This is a genomic window from Martelella sp. HB161492, assembly GCF_013184775.1.
In the GTDB taxonomy this organism is placed as follows: domain Bacteria; phylum Pseudomonadota; class Alphaproteobacteria; order Rhizobiales; family Rhizobiaceae; genus Martelella.
The window spans coordinates 98,950-124,346 of record NZ_JAATVV010000009.1 but is presented as its reverse complement, the minus strand read 5'-3'; the positions used below and the strand labels follow the sequence as shown (position 1 = coordinate 124,346).

The window sequence follows — 25,397 nt, the reverse complement described above, 5'->3', positions numbered from 1 at the left end:
AACACCACTGTACCGCTCAAGCGACTTGCATTCGCATCTGGGAGCGGTAAAAGGCGACCATAACGACGGCAATGGGCGAGCTGAAATGAAAGTTTTCGCAGGCAATTCGAATCGGCAACTCGCCGATGCGATCTGCAACTATCTCAACGTCCCCATGGGGAAGGCCAGCGTCAGACGATTTGCTGACCAGGAAATTTTCGTTGAGATCCAGGAAAATGTACGCGGCGAGGACGTTTTCGTTGTCCAGTCGACGTCATTCCCCACCAATGACCACCTGATGGAACTGCTCATCATGATTGATGCGTTCCGTCGGTCTTCGGCGCGAAGGATTACCGCAGTCCTTCCCTATTTCGGCTATGCACGACAGGACCGCAAACCTGGTCCCCGCACGCCGATCTCGGCCAAGCTGGTGGCAAATCTGATCACGCAGGCCGGCGCCAACCGCGTCATGACGCTCGATCTTCACGCCGGTCAGATCCAGGGTTTCTTCGATATTCCGACCGACAATCTCTACGCGCTGCCGATCCTGACACGGGATATCAAGGCGCGGCGCAATCTTGAGAATGTCATGGTCGTATCTCCCGATGTCGGCGGCGTGGTCCGCGCCCGTGCGCTCGCCAAGCGACTCGACTGTCTTCTGGCGATCGTCGACAAGCGCCGCGAGCGCCCCGGCGAGTCGGAAGTCATGAACATCATCGGCGATGTCGCCGGCAAGGAATGCATCCTGATAGACGACATCATCGATTCCGGCGGCACGCTGTGCAATGCCGCAGAAGCGCTTCTGAAGAACGGCGCGCTGAGCGTGGCCGCCTATATCACCCACGGTGTTCTCTCCGGAACCGCGGTGCAGCGCATTGCCAATTCCGCCCTCAAGGAACTGGTTATCACCGATTCGATCCAGCCGCGCGGTGATGTGATCTCGTCGCCGAATATTCGCGTCGTCACCACGGCGTCGCTGATCGGCGAAGCGATCAACCGCACCAGTCACGAAAGCTCCGTATCGAGCCTGTTCGACTGAAGCCAGGCATTGAGGTCTTTTTCGCAACAAGGGCGGCGCTTCAGGCGTCGCCCTCAGATTGCTGACAACCCTCTCCATCTTTTCCGACGTCATGCCTGTGCTGGTCACAGGCATCCAGCCGTCGCGCGTCCACGCGGCGAAAGAACTTTTCTATTCAATGTCTTATGAATCCGGATCCCCGTGACGAGCACGGGGATGACGACGGAGGGGGCGGCCATTCCACCCCGAACAGGCAATCGGAACGACTTTGTCAGCAGTCTGAGGGCGGCGCTTCAGGCGTCGCCCTTGTTGCTGTCAGCCTGCTGTCAGCTTTCGGTCATCACCAGCGACCTGATTTCGTCGAATGGCTTGGGCCTGCCGAACAGATAGCCCTGTGCGCGCATGCAGTTCTCCTGAAGCAGAAAGGCCAGCTGCTCCTCGGTCTCCACCCCCTCAGCCAGCACACGAATGCCAAGGCTGGCGCCGATGATGACAGTCGAACGCACGATTGCCGCTGACAGCTGATCATCGGGCAGGCCGGAGACGAAGGAACGATCCACCTTGATCTTGTCGAAGGGGAATTGCTGCAGGGTTCGGAGCGACGAGTTGCCGGTGCCGAAATCATCCATCGCCACCTTGACCCCAAGCTGCTTGAGCTGCGTGATCACCGCCAAGGCGCGGTTATAGTCGGCGATAATGCCGGTCTCGGTGATTTCCAGTTCCAGACGCCGCGGCGGCAGGCCGCTTTCCTCCAGGATGGCCTTCACCTTGGCAGGCAACCGGTCATCGGCAAGCTGCAGCGGCGCGACATTCACCCCGATCTGATAGGGTTTCTTCCAGCTGACCGCGTTCAGGCAGGCCTCGCGCAACACCCATTCGCCGAGCTCCAGGATAAAGCCGGTCTGTTCGGCAATCGGAATGAACTCATCCGGCGGCACGAAACCGAGTTCCTTGTGGAACCAGCGCAGCAGGACCTCAAAACCGAAAATGGACCGGTCGCTGGTCAGGTGTTGCTGCTGATAGAAAAGCTCAAACTCCCCCTCCTGCAGCGACCGGCGCATGTCAAAGGCAAGTGCATTGCGGCGGCGCTCATGGTGGTCCTGCCGTGCATCGTAAAACATACTGCGCTCACTGGTCGAACGCTTTGCCCGAAGAAGGGCAGCGTCCGCGCGGGCAATCAGTTCATCCGGCTCGATGCCATCGGAAGGGAAGACGGCAATCCCGGCCCGGAAGTCGACACGGATCTGAGTGCCGCTCCACTCGATCGGCTTGTCAATCTCGGTCCCCACACGCCGCATCAGCCGCAAGGCATCGCTGCGGTAATTATAGGCCTCGATCACAATCGCGAATTCATCACTGCCGACACGGGCGAGAAAATCGGAATTGCCGAGACAGGATAGCAGCCGTGACGTTATCACGCGCAGCACATAGTCACCGGCAAGATGACCGTGGACATCATTGATCTGCTTGAAGCGGGAGATATCAAGATGGATCACCGCCAGTTGCCGATGCCGCGTCCGCGCGCGTTCAAACAACTCCGAGAAATGTTCATTGAAGCCGACGCGGTTGGAAAGACCGGTCAGGACATCGCGCGCTCCTGCCTGAAGAACCCGTTCATCGAACCCTTCCCGGGTCTTGCTGTCGAGAATCAGAATGGAGACGCCCAGAACAAGGACAATCGATGTCACCTGCAGCGTGACGAAAACCATGGTCCTGGCCGGCAGATCTGCCCCCGACAGCACGATCCCCTCTGCCGGAATAATCTTGAGGCCAGCCATGCTGATAAAATGGACGCAGAAAATCGACAGGCCGAAAAGAACCGCTGCGAGCCATTCCGGACGCCTCATCTTGGCGCGCATGCAGACCGAGAAGCAAAGAGCGCCAAACAGGCTTCCCATGATCAGAGCCCAGACGATGCTGGACACGGACCATTCCAGATAGCCAGCCACCTTAAAGCCGCGCATTCCGACAAAATGCATCAGCGCGACGCCAAAGCCGAATATAATGCCCGCCGCTTCGACAAGTGCGCTGCCGCGGGCTGCAAATGCGATCGATATCGCCAGGACTGTCGTGCAGATCGCAATCGCCAGCGACAGAAATGTCAGCACCCGATCATAGGCATGATGCACGTCGACGATATAGCCGAGCATAGCGATGAAATGGGTGGACCAGGCGGTCATGCCGCCGACAAAGCCGGCAAGGAAGAGCCAGATGGCAAACTGGCTTCCGCTCGAACCGCGCAGGCGTCCCATCAGGCACATGGTCAGAAACCCGCCCGTGAGAACAACCGCGAGCGCGATCAGAATAGTGACATGAGAATGCTGTACCACAAGACTGGTCACAAGGGCCGTCATTCAGCACCTCGATACAGAATAATGGATAAAATGGGCACCGCGACGCATCCTGAAGCTGGATCCATGCCTCGCTCACAGCCCTGTTCAGGCAGTTTCGGCAGAGCATTCATTGTTTTTTTCACTGTTTTGTTCATCTGCACTGTAAAAAATCGCATAAATGACAGTCCGATTCCAGACGTTTCTTCGTCCGAGCTTGACATTTCCCCCTTCTGGATTATAGCAGCAGCGTCCGTGCAGACACCCTTGGAGGCAGCGCGGATGGGAGTCTTGTACTTCCGTTTTGAGGCTCCGTCTTCGACAAGGTCGCAAAACACTCCGCTATACACTCTGAAAGGAATTGCCATGAGCAAGGAAATCTACGTGCTCAAGGCCGAAGCGCGCGATCGGGTTGGTAAGGGGTCCTCCCGCGAACTGCGCCGCAATGGCCTTACACCTGCAGTAATCTACGGCGACAAGCAGGCCCCTGTCTCGATCGCCATCTCCACCAACGAGATCACCAAGCGCATCTTCGGCGGCGGCTTCATGACCTCGATGATGTCGGTTGAAGTCGGCAAGGAAACCTATCAGGTTCTGCCGAAGGACTACCAGCTTGACCCGGTCCGCGATTTCGTCGTTCACGTCGATTTCCTGCGCGTCTCTGAAAAGAGCCTGGTCACCGTTGCTGTTCCGGTTCACTTCATCAACGAAGAAATCTGCCCCGGCATCAAGGTCGGCGGCGTTCTGAACGTCGTTCGTCACGAAGTCGAGCTGCACTGCCCGGCCACCGCGATCCCGGATTCGATCACCGTTGACCTCGCCAAGGTCAAGGCCGGCGAATCGGTTCACATTTCTGCCGTCACCCTGCCGGCCAATGTGACCCCGGTCATCACCGATCGCGATTTCACCATCGCCACCATCGCAGCTCCGGCCGGCGGTGTTGCCGCTGAAGCCGACGACGCTGAAGGTGAAACTGAAGAATAAGTGCTCTAGAGCCTGTTCTTTTCGACGAAGCCGCATGCTCAAGGGCATGCGGCTTTTTGTTTTGGCCGCGTATCCTGATGTTTACGCTCCAGAATATGCAACCGTGAATACACACCTTGTGCTCCGGATGCGCGCTCAAATTTTCGGTATTTCCTAAAATAAACTTACAGGCAAAAATATTGTGGTGCTTCGCTTGCCTTTTACCGGCAAACACTACCATGATTGCTTTGTAATGACTTGGGTGCACTGCGGCATGATGCTCCTGGTCTGGTCGCATGTCAGCCGGTGATAGATGATCCGTTCGATCGAAAACCGCTTCAGAAACGTCGTGAGCATCGTGCTCGCTGTTGTTTTGCTGCTGCTGCTCGGCGGCCTGACCATCATTTCCATGCAGCGCGCGCGTGAACAGAGCGCCAACCGGCTGGCCAGCCTGGCTGAAATGAACGTTCTTGCTCTGGCAAAGCCCGTCTGGGATTTTGACCGTCCAAGTGTTGAAGCCATCGCACAGCGCATTCTTTCCGAGCCAGATATCGCCCGGGTGGAAATCTCCGGCAAGGTCGGCTCGGTGGCCGTCAGGCTGTCAGCACCGGGAGCGGGAGAGGATGTTCTTCATCTGCCGTCGGTGACCCGTCCGATCGTCTACAAGACGCTGTCGGCCTATGAGGAGATCGGGGTCCTCCGACTGTATTTTCACCGCCCCGGACTGCTGTCCGGCTTCTCCCATACCGAATTGCTGACACTCCTGAGCTTCGTGATCGGCATATTGATGCTGTTTGCCGCGTCGATCGCCGTTCACCGCCGTCTGATCATCCGTCCCCTGCGGGCGCTGACCGAGGCCATGGAAGCGACGCAGCGGCTTGGTTACCGCCAGCGCGTGACGCCGCGCTCCAACGACGAATTCGCCATGCTGGCTCAGAGCTTCAATGACATGCTGGACAAGCTGGAACAGGAAGAACAGGCTCTGCAGCAGGCGCATCGGCGCGCATCCGATCTCTACAATCTCACACCGGCCATGCTGTTTTCCTCGACGATGAGCGGCGCCATCAGTGCGGTGAGCGATTACTGGCTGCTTGTCACCGGCTACCGCCGAAATACCGTGATCGGACGCGCCTTTAGCGAATTCGTGGTCGAGGCAGATCGCGATATCTGCAGCCAGCGCCTGACGGACTACAGGATCGGTGAACCGGCACAGAATACGACGCTGCGACTGATCAAGGCGAATGGCGATATTCTGGATGTTCTCATCGTCGAAACCGCCGTCTCGACCATCAATGGCGGCGTCGAAATGCTCAGTGTCATGACCGACATCACCGAGCTGCGCCGCTCCGAGGCACGGATAGAACATCAGGCCGTGACCGATTATCTGACGGGACTTCTCAATCGCGTCGGCTTCGAAGAAGGGCTGGACCATGCCATCACCAATGCCGACCATACGACGCGGCTGGCGTGCCTCTATATCGATCTCGATCGCTTCAAGAGCGTCAATGACAGCTACGGCCACTCCACCGGGGACGAACTTCTGCGCGCCTTTTGTGCCCGCATGGAGCCGATTTTTGCGCGGGCCCGACTGGCGGCGCGCCTTGGCGGCGACGAATTCGCCATCGTCATCGCCGGCAAGGACGCAATTGACGATGCCCGGCGGACGGCGATGCAGATCCTCAGCGCCTGTGACGAAGACTTTGCCGCCGGTGACATCATGGTCTCCACCTCCGTCAGCATCGGCATTGCACTTTATCCGAACGACGCGCTGACGCGGCGCGAGCTCCTGCGCCGGGCAGATCTGGCCATGTATCAGCAGAAACGGCTTGGCCGCGACGGGCTGAGCTTCTTCCACCCCAACATGCTGCAACGGGCGCGTGAACGGGCGATGATCGAAATCGATATCGCCGACGGCCTCGCCAATAGCTGGTTCGAGCCCTTTTTCCAGCCGATCGTTGCCCTCGATAGCGGCAGGATCATCGGCTTTGAAGCATTGATGCGGCTGCGTCATCCACAGAAGGGTGTTCTCTCACCGGCAAGTTTCGTCGAAGTGGCGGAAGAAACGTTGCTGATCGATGACATCGGCCGCCAGATCCTTGAAAAGGCGCTGGCCCGCTTTCCGATGATCGCGGCAAAACTGCACCCGGGACAGTGTCGGATCGCCGTCAATTTCTCCCCCCTGCAATTGACGGCGGAAACTGCGGAATTTGTCAGCGAAAAGCTCAGGGAAAGCGGCGTCGCGCCCGAAACGCTGACAATTGAAATCACCGAAGCCGTCTTTCTGGAAGACCGCCCCTCCGTCAGGTCTGCGCTGGAACAGCTTCGCACCGAAGGCTGCATCATCGCACTTGACGATTTCGGCACCGGCTTTTCGTCGCTCTCCTATCTCAACCGCTTTCACGTCGACGTCATCAAGATCGACAAGTCCTTCACCTCTGCCAGCACCGATCCCGACCCTCAGATCGGGGCGCGGAGCCAACGGCTGATTGAAGGCATTGCGGCAATCTCGCAGAAAATGGAATGTCATATGATTGCCGAGGGGGTGGAAACCGCGGAACAGGCCGCCCTCGCCCGCCGCATCGGCATCCAATATGCGCAGGGCTTCCTCTATGCCCGCCCCATGTCACTGGCCGATACGCTGCTCTTCCTTGAGCGCGAGGCGCCAGACGGCATTGTCCGGCGCGACTGATCACCGCTTGCGCTTGACAGCTGCCCGCATTAGGCGCCAAGAGGCCAGTTGCGAAAGGATATCATCACATGATCATCATTGCAGGTCTCGGCAATCCCGGTGGGCAATATGCAGGCAACCGCCACAATATCGGCTTCATGGCCGTTGATGCGATCGCCGACAAAAACGGTTTCTCCCCCTGGTCGAAGAAATTCAAGGGACTGATCAGCGAAGGCACATTGGCCGGCGAGAAAGTGCTGCTGATCAAGCCGCAGACCTATATGAATGCTTCAGGTGAAGCGGTCGGCGAGGCATTGCGCTTCTACAAGCTCACCACCGCCGATCTGATCGTGATCTATGATGAGCTCGATCTCATTCCCGGAAAGGCGCGGATCAAGACCGGCGGCGGCTCCGGTGGCCATAACGGCATCCGTTCAATCGACGCACATTGCGGCGCGGATTACCGGCGTCTGCGTCTCGGCATTGGCCATCCGGGTTCCAAGGAACGCGTGCATGGCCATGTCCTCGGTGATTTCGCCAAGGCCGACCGCGAATGGCTTGAGGCGCTGTTGGACGCGCTTGCCGCCAATGCCGCCATGCTGGTGCGCGGCGAAGAGTCACAATTCATGAACAAGCTGGCGCTATCTGGCAGTGCGCCATCACGACCGGCAGCACCCGCACCGCAGCCTGTCGCGAAAAAGGCCCAGTCGCATATCCACAAGGCGCGCGACCACCGGCAAAAGAAGGCGCCGGTATCGGGGCCGATGGCCGACATGCTGAAAAAGCTGCTGGGCGAAAAGAAGGAAGACTGAACCCGATCACTCTTCCGGTTCCGTGGTGAACATCAACGGAAAGCCCAGTTCCCTGGCAAGGTCCACGGCTTCCTTTGCCTTGGTCTCGGCAATATCGCGCGCATAGACCGCAACAACGCAGCTTCCCTTCTGATGCGCGGTCATCATGATACGATAACCCTGATCCTCACTCGTGCGGAACACGGATTTCAACACGACGATGACAAACTCGCGCGGCGTATAATCGTCGTTGACGAGAATGACCTTGTATAATCGCGGACGCTGAATCTTCGGCGCGGTCTTGGTCGCGCTCTTGAGATCGGTACCCTGATTGCTCATGACCGGTGCCTGCTCGATGAAATTGAAGAACTGAAAGCGCCCCGTCTTTGCACGGCAAATTGACAAAAGGCAACGGCTGCATTGTGCGCTTTTGCCATCATTCTTGCAAGATGCGGCCCGGAAAAGCCAGCGAAAGGCGATCAAGCCTTGACCTTGACCGTCAACATCGCCCATAGCCACCAACCAGACCTTTTGAATTAACTGCGAGACATTCCCATGGGCTTCAAATGCGGTATCGTCGGCCTTCCCAATGTCGGCAAGTCGACCCTCTTCAATGCGCTGACAAAAACAGCTGCGGCGCAGGCTGCCAATTACCCTTTCTGTACCATCGAGCCCAATACCGGTGAAGTTGCGGTTCCTGACGCACGCATGACCGAATTGGCGAGAATTGCCGGTTCGAAGGAAATCATTCCGACCCGCATCTCCTTTGTCGACATCGCCGGCCTGGTGCGTGGTGCTTCCAAGGGCGAAGGGCTCGGAAACCAGTTCCTGGCCAATATCCGCGAAGTCGACGCTGTCGTTCATGTGCTGCGCTGTTTCGAGGACGATGACATCACCCATGTCGAGGGCCGGATCGATCCAGTCGCCGATGCCGACACGATCGAGACCGAACTGATGCTGGCCGATCTCGAAAGCCTGGAGCGCCGTGTCGACCAGACCCGCAAACGCGCCACCGGCAAGGACAAGGAAGCGCTGGCCAATCTGCCGGTCATGGAAGCCTCGCTTGCACTTCTCCAGGACGGCAAGCCGGTCCGCAGCCTCAATGCCACGCTTGATCCGGAAGACATCAAGATTCTCAAGGGGCTCAACCTGCTGACATCCAAGCCGGTGCTTTATGTCCTGAATGTCGCCGAAGCTGACGCCACCACGGGCAATGAACACACCAGAGCGGTTGCCGAAATGGCGGACAAGCAGTCTGCCGAGACGGTCATCATCTCCGCCGCCATCGAAGCCGAAGTGGCCCAGCTCGATGCCGAAGAAGCCGAGATGTTCCTCTCCGAGCTCGGCCTGGAAGAGGCCGGTCTCGACCGCCTGATACGCGCAGGCTACAAGCTTCTCGATCTGATCACCTATTTCACCGTCGGCCCGAAGGAAACCCGTGCCTGGACGATCCGTCGCGGAACCAAGGCTCCGCAGGCCGCAGGCGTCATCCACACCGATTTTGAACGCGGCTTCATCCGCGCCTTCACCATCGCCTATGACGACTATGTCGCCTGCAAGGGCGAAACCGGCGCCAAGGAAGCGGGCAAGGCACGCGACGAAGGCAAGGAATATGTCGTCCATGACGGCGACGTGATCCATTTCCGCTTCAACACGTGAACGAGGCCTGCCGCCCCTTGAACGGGGGCGGCATCCGACGCACATTGAGCCTCACAGCAATAACACATGCGAGGCAGATATGAGCGTCTATGATTTCGAGGCAGTGGGCATCACCGGCGAGACGATCAGCCTCAGCGCCTATGAGGGCAAGGTCCTCCTGATCGTCAACACGGCCAGCGGCTGCGGCTTCACCCCGCAATATGAGGGTCTGGAAGCACTCTATCGCCAATATAACGATCAGGGTCTTGTCGTTCTCGGATTTCCCTGCAACCAGTTTGGCGGCCAGGAGCCGGGCAGCGACAAAGAGATCGCTGACTTCTGCAAGACCAGCTTCGACGTCGATTTCCCGATGTTTTCCAAGATCGATGTCAATGGCGACAAAGCCCACCCGCTCTACGCCTATCTGAAGAAGGACAAGCCCGGCTTTCTGGGATCGGGTATGATCAAGTGGAACTTTACCAAGTTCCTGGTGGGCAGGGATGGCGAACCGGTGAAACGTTACGCCCCGACCGTCAAGCCGGAAGAGATTGAAGACGATATAAAGGCGGCTCTTGCCGCCTGAACCGCCAGACAATATCCGGGCGGCCTGGCGCCGCCCGTTTCATTCAGTGGCCTTCGAACTGCACCAGCGAACGCACTTCGACATCCATGGCTTCAAGCTTCTTGCGGCCGGGAAGATCGACGAGATCGATGATGAAGCAGGCCGAGACGATCTCGGCGCCGATCTGGCGCAACAGCTTCACCGCACCCTCGGCAGTGCCGCCGGTGGCGATCAGATCGTCGACGAGAATGACCTTCTCGCCCGGCTTGATCGCGTCGACATGCATTTCCATTTCGTCTTCGCCATATTCCAGGCTGTAGGTCATGCTCACCGTCTTGTCGGGAAGCTTGCCCTTCTTGCGGATCGGAATGAAGCCAGCTGAGAGCTGATGGGCCAGTGCGCCACCGAGAATGAAACCGCGGGCCTCAATACCGGCGACCTTGTCGATCTTCATGCCGACATAGGGCTGAACAAGTTCGTCGACCGCCCGGCGGAACGCGCGGGCATCACCCAGAAGCGTGGTTATGTCACGGAAGATAATGCCGGGCTTGGGGTAGTCGGGGATCGACCGAATTGAATCAGCCAGCTCATATTTGGCGCTCATATGCCAGAATTCCTTTCAGTATCCACTATTCTGCCGACCCGTTCGCGGGGCAACCGGCAGCACCGGTGTCGCGGCAGGTCGCATGCCGCGACGACGACGGCGGCAAACGCTTCTTTTGTTCACGTTTGCGACGTAAAAATCAATGATCCTTGCCGGCATAGACCGCTTTTTTGGTGAGGTAGACCAGTAGCGTGAGGATGACCAGGAACACCATCACCACAAGCCCCGTCTGCTTGCGGGCCTCCAGCTTGGGCTCCGCCGTCCACATCAGAAAGGCCGATACGTCCTTGGCATATTGATCCACTGTTTCCGGCGTTCCGTCATCATAGGTAACGATCCCGTCGGAAAGCGGCGGCGCCATGGCAAGGGTGGCGGCATTGGCGAAATAGGGGTTGTAATAGGAACCGGACGGCACCTCCACCCCTGCCGGAGGATCCTGGAAGCCGGTCAGCAGCGCATGAATATAATCCGGCCCGCCTTCCTGATATTGGGTGAACATGTCGAAGATGAAGGTCGGAAAACCACGATTGATCCCGCGCGCCTTCGCCATCAGCGAAAGATCCGGCGGGGCCGCACCACCGTTGGAGGCGGCCGCCTGCTCGGTATTGGCAAAGGGTGCGGGAAAATAATCGGATGGCACGGCCGGGCGCATATACATGTTGCCGTCATTGTCCGGCCCATCCTGCACTTCGTATTCGGCAGCAAGCGCCTTCACCTGCTCTTCGGAATAGCCGAGATCGGTCAGATTGCGGAAGGCAACCAGATTGAGCGAATGGCAGGCAGAGCAGACATCCTTGTAGACCTTCAGGCCGCGTTGCAGCTGTCCGCGATCATAGGTACCGAGAGGACCGGAAAAACTCCAGTTCTGCGACGGCGGATGCTTGAGCGGGAAATGCGGCGTACCGCCCTCCCCCTCTTCGGCGCCAAAGGCGGTGCCGAGACAGACGGGAACCAGAAGACCGGCAAGAAGCAGACGTGCGACAAGCTTTTTCATCATCCGCTCCCTTCAGGCCCCAGTTGTCTTGGTTCGGGCTGCGCGCCGTTCAGCGTCTTCCAGCACCGATTCGGTGATCGAATTGGGTATGCGCGTCGGCTTTTCCACGATCCCCAGAACCGGCATGATCACCAGGAAAAAGCCGAAATAATAGAGCGTTCCGAACTGCGACATGGTCACATAAATGCCTTCAGCGGTCTGTGAGCCAAGCCAGCCAAGCATCAGCGCATTGGCAACGAACAGCCAGAAAAACAGCTTGAACCACGGCCGGTAGGCGGCCGAGCGCACCTTTGACGTATCCAGCCAGGGCAGGAAGAACAGGATCAGGATCGACCCGAACATCACCAGCACGCCGCCAAGCTTGGAATCGATCGGCCCGATATTGAAGGTGATGGCCCGCAGCATCGCGTAGAAGGGCAGATAGTACCATTCCGGAACGATATGCGACGGCGTCTTCATCGCATCGGCGGGGATATAGTTGTCGGGATGGCCAAGGAAATTCGGCAGGTAGAAGACGAACCAGGCATAGACGATCAGGAAAACCGTCACGCCAAGCGCATCCTTCAGCGTGGCATAAGGGGTGAAGGGCACCGTATCGCTCTTCGACTTGACCTCGACACCGGTCGGATTGGTCTGCCCGGTCACATGCAGCGCCCAGATATGCAGGATCACCACGCCGGCAATCATGAAGGGCAGCAGATAGTGAAGCGCGAAGAAGCGCGACAGCGTCGGCTGGCCGACGGCGAAACCGCCGAGCAACAATTGCTGGATCCAGTCGCCAACCAGCGGAAAGGCGGTGAAAAAGCCGGTGATCACGGTTGCGCCCCAGAACGACATCTGCCCCCAGGGCAGCACATAGCCCATGAAACCGGTGGCCATCATCAGCAGGTAGATGACCACGCCAAGGATCCACAGGATCTCACGCGGGGCCTTGTAGGAACCGTAATAGAGCCCGCGCGCAATATGCAGGTAGACGGCGACGAAGAAGAAGGAGGCGCCGTTGGAATGCATATAGCGCAGCAGCCAACCATAATTCACATCGCGCATCATCTTCTCGACCGAGAGAAAAGCGCCGTCGGTCGAGGCGGTGTAATGCATTGCCAGCACCACGCCCGTGGCGATCTGCACCACCAGCATGACCGATAGCATGGCGCCGAAGGTGTAGGCATAGTTGAGATTGCGCGGCACCGGATAGGAAACGAAACTGTCATGCACGAGGCGTGGCAGCGGCAGGCGGCTGTCAATCCATCGGGAGATACCGCTTTTCGGCACATAGGTCGAATGATCACTCATCGGTTGTCCCCTCAGCCAATCCGGATCACTGTGTCGGATGAAAACGTGAAGACCGGCACCGCCAGGTTCTGCGGTGCGGGTCCCTTGCGGATTCGCCCGGCCGTATCGTAATGCGAACCATGGCAGGGACAGAACCAGCCGCCGAAATCACCGGACTGGCCGATCGGGATACAGCCAAGATGGGTGCAGGAGCCGATCATGACGATCCAGTTTTCCTTGCCGTCGCCCGCCGAGCGATCAATATCGGTGGCCGTGGCGTCAGCGGCCAGATTGGCATTGCGCGCCACCGGGTCCTTGAGATCGGCAAGCGACACGGCCTTGGCCTCGTCAATCTCCTTTTCCGTGCGGTTGCGGACAAAGACGGGTTTGCCGCGCCACTTCACGGTTAGCGACATGCCGGGCTCGAGGCTGGACACATCGACCTCGACCACAGAGAGCGCCAGTGTCGAGGCATCCGGACGCATCTGGTCAATGAAAGGCCAGGCCGCAGCAACGCCGCCAACGGCGGCAGCAACGCCTGTCGTCAAAAAAAGGAAATCACGCCGGGTAGGCTCGCCGGAGGCATCCGACGGCACTTGTTCTTCCTGCACAGCAAACCCTCCATCCGCCAGTGCCTGACACCGTTTGGCGCCCCCTCTCCCAGGTCGGTCCCCCGACGGAAGCGCGACCGGCTTCTGTTATGATCCTAAAGTTTTAAGCGCGATACTGTTTGATGTCCAGCCTTGGTCGTATTTGCGCCTCCAGGAAGAAGCAGTTATTGTCACCAAATTGCAGGCCGTTCATTTTGCCCGGCTGACTTTGCCTCTTTTTTGATAAAGCTTCCCCGTTCACCTTCTGCGGAACATTGATTTGAAAGCAATCTCGACACTTCTCAGCGCCGCGGCGCTGTCTGCCATCGTTCTTTGCATCATCCCGATTTTTTCGAGTTCCTGGTTCTTTTCCTTCATTGGCGGCATGCGGCTTCATCTGGCGGTCTTCGCCATCCTCGTGTCGCTTTTGCTTGTGCTCACCGGCCAGTGGCCCTATTCGCTGCTGCCGCTCGTCGCTTCGCTTGCGATGCTGATCTATCTGAACCTCATCAGCGCACGCGTCGAACAGCCGGCAACCATTGCCGCCGCGCCACACAAGCTCAAGGTCATCGAGTTCAACATTTTCAATGCGAACACCAATGGCGCAGAAATCTCCGCCTTTCTGCGCTCAGCGCAGGCCGATGTCGCCTTCATTCTGGAATCGGATGCCGTTGCCGCGCGCATACCGGAGCTTGCCGAGACCTATCCCTACAGGCTCGGCTGCGGCGAAAAAACGAAGACCTGCGATCTGATGATCCTCTCCCGTCACCCGTTACTGGAGGGCAAGGTAAGGTCGGTTGGCGGCATCAGGGACCATCGCTATATGCAGGCAAAAATCGACCTTGGTGGTGGCAGCTCGGTGAGCGTGGTCGCCCTGCATCTGACGAAGCCCTATTATGACGACGCCCACGCGGAGGAACTGCGTGACGCCGCACAGCTCGTCAGCACGATTGAAGGCCCGCTCATTCTTGCCGGCGATTTCAACTCGTCCATCCTCGCAGGCGATGTCCAGACATTCCTCAAGCAACTGGGCCTGCATACAGCAGCGCATGAACCCCGGACATGGCCCATCTCGGCGCCGTCCCTTGGCCTCGCCATCGATCATATTCTGGTGCGCCCGCCTGCCCATATCGACAGCATTCACCGGATCGAAGACAATTTCGGATCAAATCATTACGGCCTGATGGCCGACATCTCCGTTGAGAGCCAAAAGCCCGGCGGGAACTGACGTCTCTATTCAGCGGCTTCCGGCAGGAAGCCGCCGGACTGACGCGCCCAGAGCCCGGCATAAATGCCGCCAGCCCGCAGCAGTTCCTCGTGGCTTCCCATTTCGACGATCTCGCCCCTGTCCATGACCACAAGACGGTCGAGGGCGGCAATGGTCGATAGCCGGTGAGCGATGGCGAGCACGGTCTTGCCTTCCATCAGGCGCAGAAGATTGGACTGAATCGCAGCCTCGACCTCGGAATCGAGCGCCGATGTCGCCTCATCCAGCACCAGGATCGGCGCATCCTTCAGCATCACACGGGCAATGGCGATGCGCTGGCGCTGGCCGCCGGAAAGCTTGACACCGCGCTCGCCGACAAAGGCATCAAAGCCCTTGCGGCCGCGCTGATCCTCCAGCGTGGCGATGAAGTCGTCGGCCTCCGCACGCGCTGCGGCCTGCCAGAGATCATCCTCTTCGGCATCGCCCTGGCCAAAGCTGATATTGTCGCGGATCGCCCGGTGCAGAAGGGCGGTATCCTGTGTCACCATGCCGATCCGCGCGCGCAGGCTTTCCTGCGTCACGGCGGCAATGTCCTGACCGTCGATCAGGATCCGGCCGGACTCAAGGTCGTAGAAACGCAGAAGCAGATTGACGAGCGTCGACTTTCCGGCCCCCGAACGCCCGACAATGCCCACCTTTTCCCCCGGCGCGATATCAAGCGAGAGATTGCGGATGACAGGCCGGCCTTTGGCGGCGCCATAGGAAAAGCTGACATTTTCGAAGGAGACAGCCGGGCTTTTCACCTCAAGCGTTGCCGCAGCAGGCTGATCGACCAGGCGGATCGGCTGGGCAATCAGCTCGGCGGAATTCTGCACGGTGCCGAGCGAGCGCATGATGCCGTTCATCTGCATCATCATCCGCCCGAGCAGCATGCTGAGACGCAATGCCAGACCGATGGTGAAGGCGACCTCGCCGGACGTCAGCGTGCCGGCGAACCAGTATTGAACGGAGAGCCCTGCAATCAGGGTGATCATGATACCGGAAAGCAGCGAGAGCGATGAGCGAACGCCCGTGATCAGCCGGGTGAAGCGGCGGGCGCGATCCAGGAGCCGCTCGAAACCGCCGCGCATGTAATCATCATTCATGCTGTCGCGACCGAACAGCTTCAGCGTCAGAATGTTCGAATAGGAATCGACCATCCGCCCCGTCATCACCGAATTGGCCTCGGCCAGCTCTTTGGCATTCTCGCGGATCTTCGGAATGAAATACCAGGCCAGCAGCGCAAAGACCCCGATCCACACGACAATCAGCGCGGCAAAGCGCCAGTTCAGCCCGGCCATCAGAATGAGGGTCGAAACCGTGTAGATGACCATGAACCACACGACCTGCAGCAGCGCCGACATCAGGTCGCCGATCGCCTGGCCAGCCTGCGTCACCTTGGTGACGATGCGTCCGGCAAAATCATTCTGGAAGAAATCCAGCGACTGGCGCGCCACATAGCGATAATTCTGCCAGCGCACCAGATTGACGAAGCCACAGACCAGTGTCTGCTCTTCCAGAAGCGTCTGCAGCGATGTGAAGAGGAAGCGCAGCACCACCATGGCAAAGGCCATGCCGAAGAGCGCCCAGCCATGATCGGCAATCAGCCCGCTCCAGCCAGATTCACGCGGCGTATCGCCGAGGAAATCGATCAGCACGCCCATGAACCAGAAGGATGCCGTCTCCATCAGCGCAACACCGCCACCGATGACCAGCATGGCGATAAAGGGCCATTTGCCCTGACGCACGTGATAAAGAATGAAGGCCCTCAGCCCCATTGGCGGCATGGCAGCGGGCCGCTCCGCAAAGGGATCGATCCAGTTTTCGAAAATACGTGAAATGGCGCGAAAAAACATGACAACCGCATATATCAAAATGCAAATGAGGTAAAATGAAAAGAATGAAAGCCGGGCCCCCTCGGGAACCCGGCTTTCACGTTTTTATTCGGCGGCAGTCTCTGCTGCTGCAGGCTCATCGGCCAGGAACCCGCCCGACTGGCGCCGCCACAGATCGGCATAGATGCCGCTGCCATGCGACAGGACCTGATGCGTGCCGGTCTCGACGATCTTTCCCTTGTCGAGCACGATCAGCCGGTCCATCTCGGTCAGGGTCGAAAGCCGATGCGCAATCGCAATCACCGTCTTTCCCTCCATCAGCCCGAACAGGCTTTCCTGAATTGCGGCCTCGACCTCGGAATCAAGCGCCGAAGTCGCCTCGTCCAGGATCAGGATCGGCGCATCCTTGAGGAACACCCTTGCAATCGCAATGCGCTGGCGCTGGCCGCCCGACAGTTTCACGCCACGCTCACCGACATGGGCATCAAGACCGGTGCGCCCTCTCATGTCGGAGAGCCCCTGAATGAAGTCCCATGCATTGGCGCGCTTGGCTGCCGCAATCACCGCCTCATCGCTGGCTTCGGGATGCGAATAGGCGATGTTGTCACGGATCGAGCGATGCAGCAGCGAGGTATCCTGCGTCACCACACCGATATTGGCCCTGAGGCTTTCCTGCGTTACCGTCGCGACATTCTGACCATCGATGAGAATGCGGCCGCCCTCCAGATCATAAAAGCGCAGTAGCATGTTCATCAACGTGGTCTTGCCCGCACCGGAACGGCCGACCAGACCAACCTTCTCGCCGGAACGGATTTGCAGGGTGAGGTTTTCGACCACGCCCTTCTTCCGCCCGTAGTTGAAGGTGACATCGTCATAGACGATCCCGCCCTTTTCGACCGTCAGCGCCTTTGCATCGTCAGCGTCGACGACTTCGTGCGTCTTGGTCATCATCCCCATGCCGTCATAGACCGTGCCGATATTCTCGAACAGGGCCGAGACTTCCCACATGATCCACTGCGACATGCCGTTGATGCGCATGGCAAGGCCGATGGCTACCGCGATCGCGCCGACCGCGATATGACCGCCGATCCACAGGCCTATGCCAAGCCCGGCAATCAGAAACAGGGCCATGGCGTTGTTCATATAAACCAGCGCCTGGAACTGGGTGATCCGCCGCATCTGCCGATAGACCGTATCGAGAAAGCCATCCATGCTTTCCTTGGCATAGACCGCCTCGCGGCCGGCATGCGAGAACAGCTTCACCGTGGCGATATTGGTGTAGCTGTCGACGATCCGGCCCGTCATCATCGAGCGCGCATCCGCCTGATCGGCCGAGATCTTTTTCAGACGCGGCACGAAGAAGGCAATCAGCCCGATATAGACCGAAATCCACAGCATCAGCGGCAGCAGCATGCGCCAGTCCGCAGATCCGACGACCACCAGCATGGTGACGAAGAAGGTGAAGACATAGACGAACACGTCCAGCGCCTTCATCACCGTTTCGCGCACCGCCAGCGAGGTTTGCATGACCTTGGTCGAAACCCGGCCAGCAAACTCGTTGGCGAAGAAGTTCATGCCGTGCCGCAGCAGATAGCGGTGCATCTGCCAGCGTGCGATCATCGGAAAGTTTCCGAGCAGGGTCTGATGCATGACCAGCGAATCGAAGATGACGACCGCCGGCAGGATCAACAGCACCAGCGCCGCCATGCCGGCAAGACGCGGCCACTCCGATTGCAGGAAGGTTGCCCGGTCTGCCGTCGACAGCCAGTTGACGATATCGCCCAGAAACTGGAACAGGATAACTTCGCCGACGGCAATGATCGCCGAACTGATCGACATGGCAATCAGCCACGGCATTGCCGGCTTCGAATAATGCCACAGGAACTTGAACAGGCCGTTGGGCGGCGTGTCCGGCTCCTCTTGAGGATAAGCATTCAAGCGCTGTTCAAACCAGCCAAACATGACAAAACTCCGTTCGACCTGCTTTCGGCAAAAATCGCGGACGCAAAAGGCACAGAAAGGCGCCAGCCGACCCGGAAAGCAGAGACACGGGCATGTCGATCCCGCGTCAGGACAAAAGAAAAATTTCGGGAAGTGAAATGAAAAAAGCCCGGTAGATCAGGCGGCCCGTACGGGCAGAACGCCGAGCATCACAGCTGGGTAGATATTACTCATTCCGATGCCTCCTGCGTTCGTTAGAGAAAAGACGATTGTGTTCATAACCGATTCAGATCGATTTGCATAGCAACGGGGCAAAGCAAAGCCGTCATTTACAACCGCTGTGCCAATTTCGCAACTAATGGCATAAAAATGCTTCATTTTCAGGTATTTAAACTGTGAAAGCGATGAATGCTGATGAAATGCACCCTGTCGCATCGATCCAATCGCCGCTAGAATATGTCGGGAACCATGCGTGAGCCCTGCGCTCAAAAACCGTAACGAGACCTTGATGCCGCTTCGCAATCTCACGCTCCGCCCCGCTGCCTGGGTTCGCAGTCTGGCACTGGTCGCGCCCGCCGCTTACCGGCCCTGGCGCCATGCACTCCGCCTTGCCATCGCGACAAGCATGCCGCTTTTCCTCGGTCTGATGGCCGGGCAGACAGAAGGCGCCCTTTATGTCGCGCTTGGCGGCTTTCTGACCGCGGTTGCCGTCCGGCTCGATCCGTATCGAGAACGCTTCCGCCAGATCGCAATCTCAACACTTGTCGGCCTTTCCGGCTGCCTGATCGGACCGCAGATTGCCGGTCACGGCTATCTCACCCTCGCCCTTCTGGTTCTGATCGCTTTCCTTTCCGGCCTGATCAGCGGCTACGGAGCCGCCTTTTCAACCGGCGCCATGAACATGCTGGTGCTGGCGGTCGTCGTCACGGCCGTGCCGGCAGAGGGTTCGATTTACCGGACCTTCCTGGAATTTCTGAGCGGGGCCGGCTTTGTCTGCCTGCTTTTGGGGATCGGTGCGCTGATGGACCGCGACCGGCCCGAGCGCAGGACGCTTGCCCGCATCTTCGACCATATTGCAGAGCATGCGCTCGCGGTTGCGCGGGTGATGGAGACACAGTCCTCCTACCGCGCAAGGCGGGAACTGGTGGCGGCGCGCCGCGGTGTGACCGACATCACCAAGACTGCCTATTCCTCGCTGATCGAGAAGCGCAGCCACAGCCGCGCGCGCACCCGTTATGTGCTGCATGCCGCCGAAATGGTCAGCCTTGCCAACCATCTGAACATGGTCATCATTGCAGGACGGGCGACAGTTCCCGAACTTCGCCGGGTTGCCAGCTGGCTGCAGCTGATCGCCGATGCGGTCGAGAAAGATCAGCGCGAACCGCCACCACCGCCGGTGACGCCGGTGCGCCATCCCGGTCCAGCGCCACGCGAAATCGGAGAGCTGATGCGCGCGACGGAGCGGCTTGTCGAGGCCATCTGGTCTTCCCGCGCGGAGCCGGTCGCCGCAGAGCCACGGCAAGAAATCCGCACACCACTGATTTCCACCCGCATTGCCGCAAGATTTGCCCGCCGGCTCATCCTTGGCCGCGAAGTCGTCATCTCCGCCGCCAAGCTGGCCCTTTGCATCGGCATTGCCGTGATCGCCGGTCATTTCAAAAGCGGCGATCATTCCTACTGGCTGCCGATGACGGTCGCCATCGTGCTGAAACCGGACTTCGGCTCGGTCTTCGTTCGCGCCATCCATCGCTCGATCGGCACCGTGCTCGGCGTCCTGCTCGGAACGACGATCGCCTTCTTCGTGCCAGCAGGCTATCCGCAGATCATCTGCATTGCCGCGCTCTGCGCCATCCTGCCTTTTGCAGGTCTCAGATCCTATGCGCTCATGGTCACCTTCATCACCCCGATCATTCTCTTGATGATTGATGTGGTCGTGCCAGGCCATTCGGCCAGTTACGGATTGCAGCGCCTCGTCGACACCGTGCTCGGCTCGGCCATCGCACTGATCTTCGGCTACATGATCTGGCCGCGCTCGCAGGGACGAAAGCTCAATGAAATCTTTGCCACCGCCCTGACCAGCGTCGGCGCCTATCTGGATGCAGCAACCGCTCCCGTGCCGAGCCGAGACGGGCTGCCGGCATTTCACCGGGCCCTTTCCGATGCCGAATGGCTGGCGCTGCGCAGGCTCTCCGACCTTCGCACCCAGTTGCAGCGCTTCATTGCCGAACCGCCTCCCGCAGGCCGCGAGGCGGCGGCGTGGTTTCCCGCCGTTGCCGGCGCCGAGCGCCTGTGTGACCGGATCACCGCCTATGCCGAAGACCGCACGCTTGACGATCCGCCCCCCGAAGAGGTCCGCCTTGAGGATGCGCGGGCCGCACTTCTGGCGCTTGCCGATCCCGAAGGCCATCCGCGCGCGCTGGTCACGGCAACACGGGCCAATCGCCGTCAGGACAGCTTCGCCGAGGTGGAATCGGAAATCGCCCGGCTCTGCGAACTGGCAGAAGCCAATCGCGCCGCGCGCAAGGACCGGCCAATCAGGCCTCAGCGCGCAGGGCGCCGGTGGTTCGGTTATCGTCAACGCGTTCCAGAAAAGACTGCGGTGGCCGACCGAACTGACGCCTGAAGGCGGCCGAGAAGGCACTGGCGCTCCGATAGCCGAGCCGCGCGGCAATCGCGGCGCTGCTCTTGCCCTGACCGAGATCGTTGACGGCCTCCATCAGCTTCAGCCGCGTTCGCCATTCGCAAAAGCGTAAGCCCGTCTCGGCCACGAAGAGCCGCTCCAGCGTGCGGGTGGAAGCGCCGGCAAAAGGCGCAAGCGCGGCAAGCGGCGTATTGTCCTCGGGATTTTCCAGCAGGCGCGCCGTTACCCGCCTGAGCCGCGGATCACTGCCGGCAGGCAGGCTGAGCGGTGCTGCCTCCAGTGCCGCCAGTTCATCAAGGATAACGGCGGAAAGATGCGTAAGCCTTGCAGCCTCACCGGACGCATCGCTCAATGCACGAAATCTCAGGATCAGCGCTTTCATCAGCGCACTCATATGCAGCACCTCACAACGGCCGCGCCCGGAAATTTCAACCGATGGATCGACATAGATGAAACAGGTCGTCGCGCTGGTCTGCATCGCCACGGAGTGGCGGACATCGCCATCAATCCACACTGCATGGCTTGGCGGCACCAGCCATTGCGCTCCGCAGGAACGCACGGTCAGCACGCCCTCCTGCGCCCACAGCAATTGTCCGCGCGGATGCGAATGCGGTGCGCGTCCGATATCGCCCGCATTCCACCGCCCCGCGCGAAACAGCAGCGGCCGGGCAGGATCGACAAGCCAGCCCGGCGCCTCCGGGCTTAAATCTGACGGATTGGCGATATCAGTTGTCATGATGTCTCTATTCCGCAATGCCTGCGCATGAAATAGGATTGCCGTCATCAGGTTTCAAACAGACGAAGTCAAATGCTGCGCAAATATCTCACGATCAAACATCTTGTTGTCCTCGCGCTCTTTCTGATCGCGCTTTATCTGGTCGTCAGTCCGCCGGATATGCTGACGAAAGACCAGACGCTGACGCTCGGCATTGTGCTGGTGACGCTCAGCCTTTGGGCGACAGGCATCGTGCCCGGCTTCATGGCCAGCCTGCTTTTCTTTGCCGTGACCCTGATCCTGAAACTTTCGCCGCCGAACGTGGTGTTGTCCGGTTTCACATCAACGGCGATCTGGCTGGTTTTCTCCGGCTCCATCATTGCCGCCACCGTGCGCGGCTCCGGCCTTGGTGAGCGGCTTGGCGCCATCCTCGGGCGCCATCTGACCGGTCATTATGCGGTATTGGTCAGCGGCCTGTTCATCGCAACGGCAGCGCTTTCCTTCATCATTCCCTCCTCGCTCGGGCGCTTCTTCGTCATGCTGCCGATTGCCATGGCGCTCGCCAGCCGCGCCGGCTTTGCCAAGGGATCGAATGGCCACACGGCGATTGCCCTCACACTCATCCTTTCGGCCAATATGACAGGCTTCACCATCCTGCCCTCGAATGTGCCCAATCTGGTGCTGGCCGGCGCCAGTGAAACGATCCACGGCATCACACTGACCTATGCCAGCTATCTGGCGCTACATTTCCCCGTGCTGGGACTGCTGAAGGGGGTGATCACCGTGTTTCTGGTGCTGCATTTCTTCCCCGATCGCGTCGGCGCGCCCTTGCCGGAAGAAAATCAGGATGTGCCGGCATCCGGGCCGCTTTCCGCCCGGCAGTGGTATGCGATCGCCATCCTGCTCGCGACGCTGCTGCTGTGGATGACCGACAGCATGCATGGGATCAATGCTGCCTGGGTCGGCCTTTCCGCCTCGCTGCTTCTGATGGTGCCGGGAATTGGCGCAATCAGGCCGGAGAATTTCGACAAGACCGTCAGTCTCAGCGTGCTGATCTTCACCGCCGGCATTCTCTCGCTCGGCGCCGTCATCAACGCCACCGGGCTCGGCACGGCCATCGCTCACGGGCTCGAAAATGCGCTGCCGCTGACACCGGGCCGCGATTTCCTCAACTTCATGTCGCTGGCGCTGATGGCTTTTCTCACCGGCATGGTCACCACGCTTCCGGGCGTCCCCGCCGTGCTGGCGCCGCTGGCTGCGGAACTGTCCCACCTGACGGGCTTCAGCGTCACGGCCGTGCTGATGACCCAGGTCGTTGGCTTTTCCACCGTCATGCTGCCCTATCAGGCAGCCCCGCTGATGGTCGGGTTGCAGGTGACCGGCCAGCCGGTCTCACGGATGATCAGGATCACCCTGCCACTGTCCCTCATCACCATCGCCGTGCTGCTGCCGCTGGATTTCCTGTGGTGGAAGCTGATCGGTCTGATCTGAAGGGCGGCAATGACTGCACTTGCGGCAGAACAAGCGGGCCGCTAGGAAAGCGCCATGACAACAAATCTGCGTATCGCCCTTTACCAGCCCGATATTGCCGGCAACACCGGCACTATTCTCAGGCTCGCGGCCTGTCTCGGCCTTGCCGTCGATATCATCGAGCCGGCAGGCTTTGCCCTTTCCGACCGCAATCTGAAGCGCGCGGGTCTTGACTATATCGCCAGTGTCACCCTCACCCGTCATGTCGACTGGGAGGCCTTTGAAACCTGGCGCGGTGAGGAGGGTCGCCGGCTGGTGCTCGCCTCGACCAAGGCAAGCCGGCCTTATCCGGATTTTGCCTTCAGCGATGGCGACATCCTGCTGTTCGGGCGAGAAAGTGCCGGTGTGCCAGAGCATGTCCACGCGATCGCAGACCATCGCATCACCATTCCCATGACCGAGGGCCAGCGCTCAATCAACCTCGCAATGTCCGTCGCCATGATTGCCGGCGAGGCACTGCGACAGACGGATGGTTTCGCGTCAGTCGGCTGATGACAGCCGCCGCATGGTGAATTCGATCCGGCCATCCTCGTCAAGGCGCCAGCTTTCCACTTCGGTCCAGTAGGCCGCTTTTGGCCAGGCATCGAACCATTCACGCGCCTTGGCCCGGGCCTCTTCGCGGCTCAAAACATAGCGCGAGCGCACGAAACCGTCGCTCTCTGCCTGCCGGTGATCTCTGATCCGTTTCTTCAGGCCATCCATGGATGGCGACTTTGGAAGTTTTGCCATGACGCTATCCCTCTGGTGACAAACAAGATAGGATTCGGCGAACTGCTTTGCGAGTCATTTCACGCATAGCCGCCGGGGAAATGCCCCGGCAACACATGTCAGACGAACGAGCTCTGGAGCCTCTTTACATGGAAAGACCGCAACTTCCCTCTGGATTGCCTGATGATATCGAGGACCGGAAGGAAGCAGCCCGTCGCTGGTTCGAAAGCCTGCGCGACACGATTTGCTTGAGCTTCGAACAGCTTGAAAACGAGTTGACCGGGCCGCTGTCCGATATGGAACCGGGCCGCTTTGCGGCCGAGGACTGGACCCGTGAAGGCGGCAAAGGCGGTGGCCGCAAATCGGTGATGCAGGGGCGCGTTTTCGAGAAGGTCGGCGTCCACACCTCGACGGTCTCTGGTGAATTCTCCGAGGATTTCGGCAGCCAGATCCCCGGCACGGGTGAGGACCGCAGTTTCTGGGCCTCCGGCATTTCGCTGATCGCTCACCCGGTGAACCCCAATGTTCCCGCCGTGCACATGAACACGCGCATGATCGTCACCTCGAGCTGGTGGTATGGCGGCGGCGCCGATCTCACCCCGGTACTGGGAAGGCGGCGGACCCAGACCGACCCGGACACCATGCTGTTCCATCGCGCCATGGAAGTGGCCTGCAACCGGCATTCGTCCATTGTCGATTACGCCCGGCTGAAAAACTGGTGCGATGACTATTTCTACCTGCCGCATCGGAAGGAACCGCGCGGCATTGGCGGCATCTTCTTCGACTGGCAGCATTCCGCCCCGGAAAAAGGTGGCATGGATGCCGATTTCACCTTTGTCCAGGATGTCGGACGGGCTTTCAATCTCGTCTATCCGCGGATCGTGCGCAGCAATTTCAACCACGACTGGTCATCTGAGGATCGCGACGAGCAGTTGATCCGGCGCGGCCGTTATGTCGAGTTCAATCTGCTTTACGATCGGGGCACGATTTTCGGGCTAAAAACGGGCGGAAATGTAGATACAATTCTCTCGTCCATGCCGCCTGTCGTCAGATGGCCATAATTGACCTGCGACATTTTAGCATTTTACTAATATTTCCTTACAAGGCGTTGCAATCGGCCTTTCCTATGCCCACCTTTTTGATAGACTGAAGCTGCAAACTTGCTTTGGGAGGAGCAGTATGATGACAGATCACACCCATGCCCACGAAAAGCAGCAGGCTCCTGCAAAGGACCGTCCTCCGGTTGTGTTCCAGCCCGAGGACCATAAGAGCAAGCAGCACGCTGACGAAATGGCCGCCAGACATGGAAGACCATGCGAAAGTTCGGCGGTTTTTGAAACTTGGGCTCAGCACCATTAGAGATTAGTGCGTT

22 protein-coding genes are annotated in these 25,397 nt (G+C 59.2%); 11 read left to right on the top strand and 11 right to left on the bottom strand.

The window, feature by feature from the left end:
• Positions 1-85 precede the first annotated feature (85 nt).
• Positions 86-1,018, top strand: coding sequence for a ribose-phosphate pyrophosphokinase (locus HCK86_RS15945; protein ID WP_176085472.1), 933 nt, complete (start codon positions 86-88; stop codon positions 1,016-1,018).
• A gap of 305 nt (positions 1,019-1,323) precedes the next feature.
• On the opposite strand, the gene HCK86_RS15940 is transcribed toward HCK86_RS15945, so the two are convergent.
• Both HCK86_RS15940 and HCK86_RS15935 read right to left on the bottom strand, forming a co-directional pair.
• Positions 1,324-3,351 carry an EAL domain-containing protein gene (locus HCK86_RS15940; RefSeq protein ID WP_176085471.1) on the bottom strand — a complete coding sequence of 676 codons (2,028 nt, stop codon included), beginning with the start codon at positions 3,349-3,351 and terminating at the stop codon, positions 1,324-1,326.
• Positions 3,348-3,551 carry a hypothetical protein gene (locus HCK86_RS15935; protein ID WP_176085470.1) on the bottom strand — a complete coding sequence of 68 codons (204 nt, stop codon included), beginning with the start codon at positions 3,549-3,551 and terminating at the stop codon, positions 3,348-3,350. The genes HCK86_RS15940 and HCK86_RS15935 overlap by 4 nt, the downstream gene beginning before the upstream one ends.
• Before the next feature lie 142 nt (positions 3,552-3,693).
• On the opposite strand from HCK86_RS15935, the gene HCK86_RS15930 reads away from it, so the two are divergent.
• The 3 genes from HCK86_RS15930 to pth all read left to right on the top strand — a co-directional run bounded on the left by HCK86_RS15930 (position 3,694) and on the right by pth (position 7,770).
• Positions 3,694-4,311, top strand: a complete 618-nt coding sequence (locus HCK86_RS15930) for a 50S ribosomal protein L25/general stress protein Ctc (protein WP_176085469.1) — start codon at positions 3,694-3,696, stop codon at positions 4,309-4,311.
• 292 nt (positions 4,312-4,603) lie between these two features.
• Positions 4,604-6,979: a GGDEF and EAL domain-containing protein gene (locus HCK86_RS15925; protein ID WP_176085468.1), complete on the top strand. Its 2,376-nt coding sequence runs from the start codon at positions 4,604-4,606 to the stop codon at positions 6,977-6,979.
• 68 nt (positions 6,980-7,047) lie between these two features.
• Complete coding sequence (pth, locus tag HCK86_RS15920; protein ID WP_176085467.1) at positions 7,048-7,770, top strand: aminoacyl-tRNA hydrolase; 723 nt, start codon at positions 7,048-7,050, stop codon at positions 7,768-7,770.
• Between the two features lie 6 nt (positions 7,771-7,776).
• Here pth and clpS read toward each other — a convergent pair whose 3' ends face one another.
• Positions 7,777-8,088 carry an ATP-dependent Clp protease adapter ClpS gene (gene clpS / locus HCK86_RS15915; protein ID WP_176085466.1) on the bottom strand — a complete coding sequence of 104 codons (312 nt, stop codon included), beginning with the start codon at positions 8,086-8,088 and terminating at the stop codon, positions 7,777-7,779.
• Positions 8,089-8,304: 216 nt separating this feature from the next.
• Between clpS and ychF the strand changes: the two genes are divergently transcribed.
• Both ychF and HCK86_RS15905 read left to right on the top strand, forming a co-directional pair.
• Entirely contained in the window at positions 8,305-9,408 is a 1,104-nt protein-coding gene (gene ychF, locus HCK86_RS15910; protein ID WP_176085465.1) for a redox-regulated ATPase YchF, read from the top strand.
• Positions 9,409-9,487: 79 nt separating this feature from the next.
• Positions 9,488-9,970, top strand: coding sequence for a glutathione peroxidase (locus tag HCK86_RS15905; RefSeq protein ID WP_176085464.1), 483 nt, complete (start codon positions 9,488-9,490; stop codon positions 9,968-9,970).
• Between the two features lie 43 nt (positions 9,971-10,013).
• Here the strand turns inward: HCK86_RS15905 and HCK86_RS15900 are convergent, their stop codons facing one another.
• The 4 genes from HCK86_RS15900 to petA form a co-directional block, all read right to left on the bottom strand.
• Positions 10,014-10,553, bottom strand: coding sequence for an adenine phosphoribosyltransferase (locus HCK86_RS15900; protein WP_141148500.1), 540 nt, complete (start codon positions 10,551-10,553; stop codon positions 10,014-10,016).
• Positions 10,554-10,692: 139 nt separating this feature from the next.
• On the bottom strand, positions 10,693-11,547 hold the full coding sequence (locus HCK86_RS15895) for a cytochrome c1 (protein ID WP_176085463.1): 855 nt from the start codon (positions 11,545-11,547) through the stop codon (positions 10,693-10,695).
• Between the two features lie 12 nt (positions 11,548-11,559).
• Complete coding sequence (locus tag HCK86_RS15890) at positions 11,560-12,840, bottom strand: cytochrome b N-terminal domain-containing protein (protein ID WP_176085462.1); 1,281 nt, start codon at positions 12,838-12,840, stop codon at positions 11,560-11,562.
• Positions 12,841-12,851: 11 nt separating this feature from the next.
• A complete protein-coding gene (gene petA, locus HCK86_RS15885; protein WP_176085568.1) occupies positions 12,852-13,415 on the bottom strand; it encodes a ubiquinol-cytochrome c reductase iron-sulfur subunit in 564 nt (187 codons plus the stop codon).
• Between the two features lie 274 nt (positions 13,416-13,689).
• Here petA and HCK86_RS15880 point away from each other — a divergent pair, with 274 nt between their 5' ends.
• On the top strand, positions 13,690-14,637 hold the full coding sequence (locus HCK86_RS15880) for an endonuclease/exonuclease/phosphatase family protein (protein ID WP_176085461.1): 948 nt from the start codon (positions 13,690-13,692) through the stop codon (positions 14,635-14,637).
• Positions 14,638-14,642: 5 nt separating this feature from the next.
• Here HCK86_RS15880 and HCK86_RS15875 read toward each other — a convergent pair whose 3' ends face one another.
• Both HCK86_RS15875 and HCK86_RS15870 read right to left on the bottom strand, forming a co-directional pair.
• Positions 14,643-16,511 carry an ABC transporter ATP-binding protein gene (locus tag HCK86_RS15875; RefSeq protein ID WP_176085460.1) on the bottom strand — a complete coding sequence of 623 codons (1,869 nt, stop codon included), beginning with the start codon at positions 16,509-16,511 and terminating at the stop codon, positions 14,643-14,645.
• An 84-nt stretch (positions 16,512-16,595) separates the two neighbouring features.
• A complete protein-coding gene (locus tag HCK86_RS15870; protein ID WP_176085459.1) occupies positions 16,596-18,452 on the bottom strand; it encodes an ABC transporter ATP-binding protein in 1,857 nt (618 codons plus the stop codon).
• A gap of 487 nt (positions 18,453-18,939) precedes the next feature.
• Here HCK86_RS15870 and HCK86_RS15865 point away from each other — a divergent pair, with 487 nt between their 5' ends.
• Positions 18,940-21,054, top strand: coding sequence for an FUSC family protein (locus HCK86_RS15865; RefSeq protein ID WP_176085458.1), 2,115 nt, complete (start codon positions 18,940-18,942; stop codon positions 21,052-21,054).
• Here the strand turns inward: HCK86_RS15865 and HCK86_RS15860 are convergent.
• Complete coding sequence (locus HCK86_RS15860) at positions 20,966-21,808, bottom strand: helix-turn-helix transcriptional regulator (protein ID WP_176085457.1); 843 nt, start codon at positions 21,806-21,808, stop codon at positions 20,966-20,968. The two genes, HCK86_RS15865 and HCK86_RS15860, sit on opposite strands and share 89 nt — an antisense overlap.
• Positions 21,809-21,880: 72 nt before the next feature.
• Between HCK86_RS15860 and HCK86_RS15855 the strand changes: the two genes are divergently transcribed.
• Together HCK86_RS15855 and HCK86_RS15850 are read left to right on the top strand one after the other, a co-directional pair.
• A complete protein-coding gene (locus HCK86_RS15855) occupies positions 21,881-23,278 on the top strand; it encodes an SLC13 family permease (RefSeq protein ID WP_176085456.1) in 1,398 nt (465 codons plus the stop codon).
• A 54-nt stretch (positions 23,279-23,332) separates the two neighbouring features.
• The gene (locus HCK86_RS15850) at positions 23,333-23,809 is read left to right on the top strand and encodes a tRNA (cytidine(34)-2'-O)-methyltransferase (RefSeq protein ID WP_176085455.1); all 477 of its coding nucleotides are present in this window, start codon (positions 23,333-23,335) and stop codon (positions 23,807-23,809) included.
• On the opposite strand, the gene HCK86_RS15845 is transcribed toward HCK86_RS15850, so the two are convergent.
• Positions 23,798-24,046, bottom strand: a complete 249-nt coding sequence (locus HCK86_RS15845) for a hypothetical protein (protein ID WP_176085454.1) — start codon at positions 24,044-24,046, stop codon at positions 23,798-23,800. The two genes, HCK86_RS15850 and HCK86_RS15845, sit on opposite strands and share 12 nt — an antisense overlap.
• A gap of 128 nt (positions 24,047-24,174) precedes the next feature.
• Here HCK86_RS15845 and hemF point away from each other — a divergent pair, with 128 nt between their 5' ends.
• Complete coding sequence (gene hemF, locus HCK86_RS15840) at positions 24,175-25,086, top strand: oxygen-dependent coproporphyrinogen oxidase (protein WP_176085453.1); 912 nt, start codon at positions 24,175-24,177, stop codon at positions 25,084-25,086.
• Positions 25,087-25,397: the final 311 nt, after the last annotated feature.

Excerpts from the sequence above, each read along its gene's own strand:
- HCK86_RS15945 (WP_176085472.1), top strand. The coding sequence starts at position 86 with ATGAAAGTTTTCGCAGGCAATTCGAATCGGCAACTCGCCGATGCGATC.
- HCK86_RS15940 (WP_176085471.1), bottom strand. The coding sequence starts at position 3,351 with ATGACGGCCCTTGTGACCAGTCTTGTGGTACAGCATTCTCATGTCACT.
- HCK86_RS15935 (WP_176085470.1), bottom strand. The coding sequence starts at position 3,551 with ATGTCAAGCTCGGACGAAGAAACGTCTGGAATCGGACTGTCATTTATG.
- HCK86_RS15930 (WP_176085469.1), top strand. The coding sequence starts at position 3,694 with ATGAGCAAGGAAATCTACGTGCTCAAGGCCGAAGCGCGCGATCGGGTT.
- HCK86_RS15925 (WP_176085468.1), top strand. The coding sequence starts at position 4,604 with ATGATCCGTTCGATCGAAAACCGCTTCAGAAACGTCGTGAGCATCGTG.
- pth (WP_176085467.1), top strand. The coding sequence starts at position 7,048 with ATGATCATCATTGCAGGTCTCGGCAATCCCGGTGGGCAATATGCAGGC.
- clpS (WP_176085466.1), bottom strand. The coding sequence starts at position 8,088 with ATGAGCAATCAGGGTACCGATCTCAAGAGCGCGACCAAGACCGCGCCG.
- ychF (WP_176085465.1), top strand. The coding sequence starts at position 8,305 with ATGGGCTTCAAATGCGGTATCGTCGGCCTTCCCAATGTCGGCAAGTCG.
- HCK86_RS15905 (WP_176085464.1), top strand. The coding sequence starts at position 9,488 with ATGAGCGTCTATGATTTCGAGGCAGTGGGCATCACCGGCGAGACGATC.
- HCK86_RS15900 (WP_141148500.1), bottom strand. The coding sequence starts at position 10,553 with ATGAGCGCCAAATATGAGCTGGCTGATTCAATTCGGTCGATCCCCGAC.
- HCK86_RS15895 (WP_176085463.1), bottom strand. The coding sequence starts at position 11,547 with ATGAAAAAGCTTGTCGCACGTCTGCTTCTTGCCGGTCTTCTGGTTCCC.
- HCK86_RS15890 (WP_176085462.1), bottom strand. The coding sequence starts at position 12,840 with ATGAGTGATCATTCGACCTATGTGCCGAAAAGCGGTATCTCCCGATGG.
- HCK86_RS15875 (WP_176085460.1), bottom strand. The coding sequence starts at position 16,511 with ATGTTTTTTCGCGCCATTTCACGTATTTTCGAAAACTGGATCGATCCC.
- HCK86_RS15870 (WP_176085459.1), bottom strand. The coding sequence starts at position 18,452 with ATGTTTGGCTGGTTTGAACAGCGCTTGAATGCTTATCCTCAAGAGGAG.
- HCK86_RS15865 (WP_176085458.1), top strand. The coding sequence starts at position 18,940 with ATGCCGCTTCGCAATCTCACGCTCCGCCCCGCTGCCTGGGTTCGCAGT.
- HCK86_RS15860 (WP_176085457.1), bottom strand. The coding sequence starts at position 21,808 with ATGACAACTGATATCGCCAATCCGTCAGATTTAAGCCCGGAGGCGCCG.
- HCK86_RS15855 (WP_176085456.1), top strand. The coding sequence starts at position 21,881 with ATGCTGCGCAAATATCTCACGATCAAACATCTTGTTGTCCTCGCGCTC.
- HCK86_RS15850 (WP_176085455.1), top strand. The coding sequence starts at position 23,333 with ATGACAACAAATCTGCGTATCGCCCTTTACCAGCCCGATATTGCCGGC.
- HCK86_RS15845 (WP_176085454.1), bottom strand. The coding sequence starts at position 24,046 with ATGGCAAAACTTCCAAAGTCGCCATCCATGGATGGCCTGAAGAAACGG.
- hemF (WP_176085453.1), top strand. The coding sequence starts at position 24,175 with ATGGAAAGACCGCAACTTCCCTCTGGATTGCCTGATGATATCGAGGAC.